The 6402-nt window shown below is 57.7% G+C and carries 5 protein-coding genes; 1 reads left to right on the plus strand and 4 read right to left on the minus strand.

Features of this window, described 5'->3' with window-relative positions; translation table 11 throughout:
- Positions 1 to 87: 87 nt before the first annotated feature.
- On the minus strand, positions 88 to 1116 hold the full coding sequence (locus WMO20_RS11810) for a glycosyltransferase family 2 protein (protein ID WP_349186973.1): 1029 nt from the start codon (positions 1114 to 1116) through the stop codon (positions 88 to 90).
- A 250-nt stretch (positions 1117 to 1366) separates the two neighbouring features.
- On the opposite strand from WMO20_RS11810, the gene WMO20_RS11815 reads away from it, so the two are divergent.
- Positions 1367 to 2944: a RecQ family ATP-dependent DNA helicase gene (locus WMO20_RS11815; RefSeq protein WP_349186974.1), complete on the plus strand. Its 1578-nt coding sequence runs from the start codon at positions 1367 to 1369 to the stop codon at positions 2942 to 2944.
- Between the two features lie 72 nt (positions 2945 to 3016).
- On the opposite strand, the gene nrdG is transcribed toward WMO20_RS11815, so the two are convergent.
- The 3 genes from nrdG to WMO20_RS11830 all read right to left on the minus strand — a co-directional run.
- A complete protein-coding gene (nrdG, locus tag WMO20_RS11820) occupies positions 3017 to 3574 on the minus strand; it encodes an anaerobic ribonucleoside-triphosphate reductase activating protein (protein ID WP_308563786.1) in 558 nt (185 codons plus the stop codon).
- 89 nt (positions 3575 to 3663) lie between these two features.
- On the minus strand, positions 3664 to 5835 hold the full coding sequence (gene nrdD / locus WMO20_RS11825; protein WP_349186975.1) for an anaerobic ribonucleoside-triphosphate reductase: 2172 nt from the start codon (positions 5833 to 5835) through the stop codon (positions 3664 to 3666).
- 334 nt (positions 5836 to 6169) lie between these two features.
- Positions 6170 to 6402, minus strand: a 233-nt coding sequence (locus tag WMO20_RS11830) for a hypothetical protein (protein ID WP_349186976.1), incomplete at its 5' end; no start/stop codon positions are given.

The following is a 6402-nucleotide window of genomic DNA, read 5'->3' on the forward strand; positions in this document are numbered from 1 at the left end:
AAACATAAGATCAAAGCAAAAAGAGATAGGCAACCCCTTTCGGGGAAACCTATCTCTTTTTTTGTTGGTGCTGTTTTGCAAAAGCCCTTAGTTGAACTTGAAGATCTTGCGCAGCTGGCGGTAGGTGGAAATGACCACCTTGTCGCCGCCGGGGAAGCGCAGGTCGGTCAGGCCGCCAAGGTTCACGCGTACGGCGCGGTAAACGCCGGGGGTGACGTGATCCTTGAGGTACTGCCACAGCTCTGCCTTTTTGGCGTGTGCTTCGGCGCTGCCGTCCAGCAGCAGGAAGATGTCGCTGACCGCCATCATCACAGAGAGGTAGTGCACCATGTAGGCGCGCAGACGCTTCTGGTCTTTCAGCGCGTCCAGATCCTGACAGTCGATCATGTGCTTTGTGACCCGCAGCTGCTGGTCCACACGGCCGATCATCACGCTTTCGTTCACGCTCTGGTCTGCGCGGCCGATGAAGTAGCGGTACAGATCCAGATCCATATAGTACATACTCTTGACGTAGGGCAGGGGCTGGTACACAAAGATGTTGTCCACATAGAAGGTGTGCTTGGGCAGCACCATGCCGCACTGGCGCAGCACCTCGGTGCGGTACATGACCGAGTGCATCAGCAGGTTCTGATCCGGGCGGAAGTGCCGGACGTGCACCCAGTCGAACAGGCGGTTCTGCGGGAACACGTTGGTGTAGCGCACGGTATGGCTGGTGCCGTCCTCCACGTGCTCGTACACATAGTTGCAGATCATCAGATCCGGCGCGGTGCCGCGGGCTACCAGCGTGGTCAGGCGCTCCAGCACCTTTTTCAGGGCGTCGGTGTCCAGCCAGTCGTCGCTGTCCACTACCTTGTAGTACAGGCCGGTGGCGTTGCGGATGCCCTGATTGACGCCCTCGCCGTGACCGCCGTTCTCCTGATGGATGGCCTTGACGATGGTGGGGTACTTTGCGGCGTACTCGTCGCAGATGGCGGGGGTGTCATCCTTGACGGAACCATCGTCCACCAGAATGATCTCGGCCTGCTCGCCTGCGCTCAGCAGCGTTTCGATGCAGTGACGCATATAGGCTGCCGAGTTGTAGCAGGGCACGGCAAAGGTGATAAGTTTCTGCTGCATATTATAAATGCTCCTTTTTACATTGCATGATCCATGCCGGGCAGTCTGCGGGGGTGGCATGGAGATATGTGTTCTCATTATAGCATTTTCGCGCCTGAAAAGCTATCCTTCCCGGGCAGAAAGAGTGGATATCGCACATTTTTGCGCAAAGTGACGCTTTTTTCTGCCAAAAGTATCGGTTTTGTGGTATACTGATAAGGTTTTGAGCGATCGGCGCGTCAGCGCACCTACTTATATAACGGAGGAGACCATGGAAAACCCGCACAGTATCCTGAAAAAAGTTTTCGGCTACGACAGCTTCCGCCCCGGGCAGGAGGAGATCGTCAGCCGCCTGCTGGCCGGGCAGGATGTGCTGGCGGTCATGCCCACCGGCGCGGGCAAATCCATCTGCTATCAGGTGCCGGCACTGCTGCTGCCGGGCATTACCATCGTGGTGTCCCCGCTGGTCAGCCTGATGAAGGATCAGGTGGGAGCGCTGGTGCAGGCGGGCGTGGCGGCGGCTTTTCTGAATAACAGCCTGACCGATAACCAGAAGGCGCTGATGCTGCACCGCGCCCGGGAGGGCTGGTATAAGATCATCTATGTGGCTCCGGAGCGGCTGGAGATGCCGGGCTTCCAACGGTTTGCGCAGGAGCAGAAAATCAGCATGGTCACGGTGGACGAGGCGCACTGCATCAGCCAGTGGGGACAGGACTTCCGCCCCAGCTATCTGCGCATCAAGGCGTTTGTGGACAGCCTGCCCGCCCGCCCGGTCATAGGCGCATTCACCGCCACCGCCACCGCCCATGTGCGGGAGGATATCCGCACCCATCTGGCGCTGCGAGATCCTTACGAGGTGACCACCAGCTTCGACCGCCCCAACCTGTACTTCGAGACCCGGCGGGCGCTGCCCAGCCAGAAGCCCAAGGAGCTGCTGGAGCTGGTGCTCAAGGAGGGCAATCATGCGGGCATCGTGTATTGCAGCACCACCCGGCAGGTGGACGAGACGGTGCAGCTGCTGCAAAGCCGCAGCATCCGGGCGGCAGCCTACCACGCCAAGCTGGATGCAGACACCCGGCGGCAGAATCAGGACGATTTCCTCTACGACCGGGTGCAGGTGATGGTTGCCACCAATGCTTTCGGCATGGGCATCGACAAGCCCAACGTGCGGTTCGTCATCCATTATAATATGCCCAAGGATCTGGAAAGCTATTATCAGGAGGCTGGACGCGCCGGGCGCGATGGTCAGCCCGCCCGGTGTACCCTGCTGTATTCCGGCACAGATGTGCGCACCATCCGCTTTTTTATCGACAAGGAGCGGGAAGCCGACAACGGTCTGCCCGCCGATGTAAAGGCCGAAGCCGCCCGCAAGGCAGAGGAGCGGCTCAAGTACATGACCTTCTACTCCACCACCCAGCACTGCCTGCGCGGCTTTCTGCTGCAATACTTCGGGGAAGCAGCGCCCCAAAAGTGCGGCAACTGCTCCTGCTGCCTTGCCGCCGAGCAGGAAGCGCAGCTGCAGGTGGAATACGCCCGCCGCCGTGCCGCCCAGAGCGCCGACCGGCTGGAAAAGCCCCGCCGCGCAAAGCCCGCCGCAGCCGGCAGCCTGAGCGAAGCGGACGAAAAGCTGCTCAACGCCCTGTATGCGGTGCGCAAGCGCCTTGCGGGCAAGCAGAACCTGCCCGCCTTTATGGTGTTCAACGATGCCACCCTGCGGGAGATGGCAGAGAAAAAGCCCATGAGCATCGACGAGCTGCTGAACATCAGCGGCGTGGGCGAAAAGAAAGCTGCCCGCTACGGCAACGCCTTTCTGCGCGTCATCGAGGACGCCGTGGGCAGCCGGGAGTAAAAAAAGAAAGAAGCCGCTGCACAGACCGTGCAGCGGCTTCTTTTGATGTTCACGGGAGGGATTCAATACGGTTTACCGTTCCATGGTATGGGTGGCGAACACCTTTTCGTCCTCCCACCACACGGGCTGCCCGGCGGCAAGGGACTTGGGGACGTCCAGCAGACGCTGGTTGCGGCTGCCGCGGAAGCGCAGGGAGATGTCGTGTTCGGCCTGCACGAATCTGCCGTCCACCAGCACATCCAGCAGTGCCAGCAGCTCGTCGGTCACCTCGCACCGCGCGGGACTGGGCTCTTTGCCGGTAAGCTGTTCCCAAGTGTAGCCGGAATAGCACCACACCGTTTTGGCAGGGTACAGCGCCTTGAAGTTGCGCACAAAGGGCAGCAGCTCCCGCTGGTTCTCCGGCTCAAAGGGTTCGCCGCCCAGCAGGGAGAGCCCGGCGATATAGTCCGGCTGGCAGGAGGCAAATACCTCGTTGCGCACGGTCTTATCAAAGGGCTGACCGTAGGCAAAGTCCCATGCCACGGCGTTGAAGCAGCCCGGGCAGTGGTGGCGGCAGCCGGATACAAAAACGCTGGTGCGCACCCCGGGGCCGTTGGCGATATCGTAATACTTGATGTTTGCGTAGTTCATGCTAATGTTCCTGTCGTTTGCTGAAAAGATGTTTGGAGCGGCCGAAAGACCGCTCCAAACATCAAATCAAAAATAAAGTTTTGCTGTTTTTACAGATGCAGCACGCGGTCCTTGATCTCCTGCGTGCGGCCCTGATTCCAGAACTGGGTGCCGATATAACCGCAGGTGCGGCGGGCAACATTCAGCTTGTTCTGGTCGCGGTTGCCGCACTTGGGGCACTCCCACACCAGCTTGCCGTCGTCCTCTACGATCTTGATCTCGCCATCATAGCCGCACACCTGACAGTAGTCGGACTTGGTGTTCAACTCGGCATACATGATGTTGTCGTAGATGAACTGCAGCACGCTCATGACGGCTTCCAGATTGTCCTGCATATTGGGCACTTCCACATAGCTGATGGCACCGCCCGGGGACAGGCGCTGGAAGTCGGCCTCAAACTTCAGCTTGGTAAAGGCGTCGATGGGTTCAGAGACATGGACATGGTAGCTGTTGGTGATATAGTTCTTGTCCGTGATGCCCTCCACGATGCCAAAGCGCTTTTGCAGGCACTTGGCAAACTTGTAGGTGGTGGATTCCAGCGGGGTGCCGTAGAGGGAGTAGTCCATGTTCTCGGCCTTCTTCCACTCGTTGCACTTGTCGTTCATGTGCTGCATCACGCTCAGGGCAAAGGGCTTGGCACCGGCGTCGGTGTGGCTCTTCCCGGTCATATACTTCACGCACTCGTACAGGCCGGCATAGCCCAGACTGATGGTGGAGTAGCCGCCGAAGAGCAGCTTGTCGATCTTTTCGCCCTTCTTCAGGCGTGCCAGCGCGCCGTACTGCCACAGAATGGGAGCAGCGTCGCTGGGGGTGCCCAGCAGCCGCTTATGGCGTGCCTGCAAAGCCCGGTGGCACAGATCCAGACGCTCGTCAAAGATCTTCCAGAACTTTTCAAAGTTGCCGCCGGAGCTCAGGGCAACGTCCACCAGATTGATGGTGACCACGCCCTGATTAAAGCGGCCATAGTACTTGGGCTTGCCGGTCTCGGGGTCCACATAGGGAGTCAGGAAGCTACGGCAGCCCATGCAGGTGTAGCAGTGGCCCTCGCCATTCTTGTCCACCTTGAGTTCCAGCATCTTCTTTTCCGAGATATAGTCCGGCACCATGCGCTTAGCGGTGCACTTGGCGGCCAGCTCGGTCAGGTAGTAGTAGGGAGCGCCGGGGCGGATGTTGTCCTCTTCCAGCACATAGATCAGCTTGGGGAAGGCGGGGGTGATCCACACACCGGCCTCATTCTTCACGCCCTGATAGCGCTGGCGGATGGTCTCCTCGATGATGATGGCAAGGTCGGCCTTTTCCTGCGGGTTGCGGGCTTCGCCCAGATACATGAACACGGTAATAAAGGGTGCCTGACCGTTGGTGGTCATCAGGGTGACCACCTGATACTGGATGGTCTGCACGCCGCGGTTGATCTCGTTGCGCAGACGGCGCTCCACGATCTCCTTTTTGCGCTCGGCAGAGACGTCCAGACCTTCCATCTCCAGCTCCACCTCAGCGGCGATCTTCTTGCGGGAGACGTCCACAAAGGGTGCCAGATGGGTCAGGCTGATGCTCTGGCCGCCGTACTGGTTGGAAGCTACCTGCGCAATGATCTGGGTGGCAATGTTGCAGGCGGTGGAGAAGCTGTGCGGCTTTTCGATATAGGTGCCGGAAATAACGGTACCGTTCTGCAGCATATCCTCAAGGTTCACCAGATCGCAGTTGTGCATATGCTGGGCGAAGTAGTCGGAATCGTGGAAGTGGATCAGACCCTCCTGATGTGCCTTTACGATCTCCGGGTCCAGCAGCAGACGGGCGGTCAGATCCTTGGAGATCTCGCCGGCCATATAGTCGCGCTGCACGCTGTTGACGGTGGGGTTCTTGTTGGCGTTCTCCTGCTTGACCTCTTCGTTCTGGCACTCGATCAGGCTCAGAATACGCTCGTCGGTGGTGTTGGTCTGGCGCTTCAGGCTCTGGACGTAGCGGTAGGTGATATAGTGGCGTGCTACATCGTGCGCCTGAATGTCCATCAGCTGGTTCTCCACCAGATCCTGTACTTCTTCCACGCTGACCGCGCGGTTGAGCTGCTGGCACTGGTCGGTAACAGCTGCGGCGATCTGGGTGATCTGCTCCCGGCTCAGGCGAGCCTGACCGCCCACAGAATCGCTGGCTTTGGTAACGGCGGTGATGATCTTGGTAATATCAAAAGGAACTTCTGCACCGTTTCGTTTGATGATCTTCATCGGTTCTCCTCCTTCTATATAGGCGCATTGTGAACGGGTATCCCTTACCCTAAGAGATACCCGTTTGCGCACAATGATATCCAACAAACTGAATGTAGCTCTATTTTATCATTATCTAGTGGCAAGTCAAGCAAAATACCACTATATTTTGCGTTTTGTAGCAATCGCCAAAAATCGCAGATATTTTTCGGGACAAAATTTTGCACGGAAAGTCTTGACAGCGCAGTACGCTTTCTGGCGGGTAATATAAGCCGCTGTCTATACCCGTTTGTGCATCACGCTGCCTATATAATGTAATAATATAGGGCGGGAGACACCGCCGCTGCTGGAGACGTCAAAACACCCGGCGGTTCCCGGCGGAAAACTGGCGATAGTTCACAAAGCGCAAAAAAAGGCGAAAAAAATGTAAAAAAGGCTTGCAAAAGCGGTTGCGGTATGGTACTATATGTGAGCGCCAAGCGCTGAGACAAAAGAATGACTTCTGAAGTCCCAGCAGGAAGCCCTTGAAAAGAACCAATAGACGCTGAAAAACACCAGTTGACACTGAGATGTACGAAGCGCTCCAAG

It is taken from the genome of Faecalibacterium intestinale (assembly GCF_040096575.1).
In the GTDB taxonomy this organism is placed as follows: Bacteria; Bacillota; Clostridia; order Oscillospirales; family Ruminococcaceae; genus Faecalibacterium; species Faecalibacterium intestinale.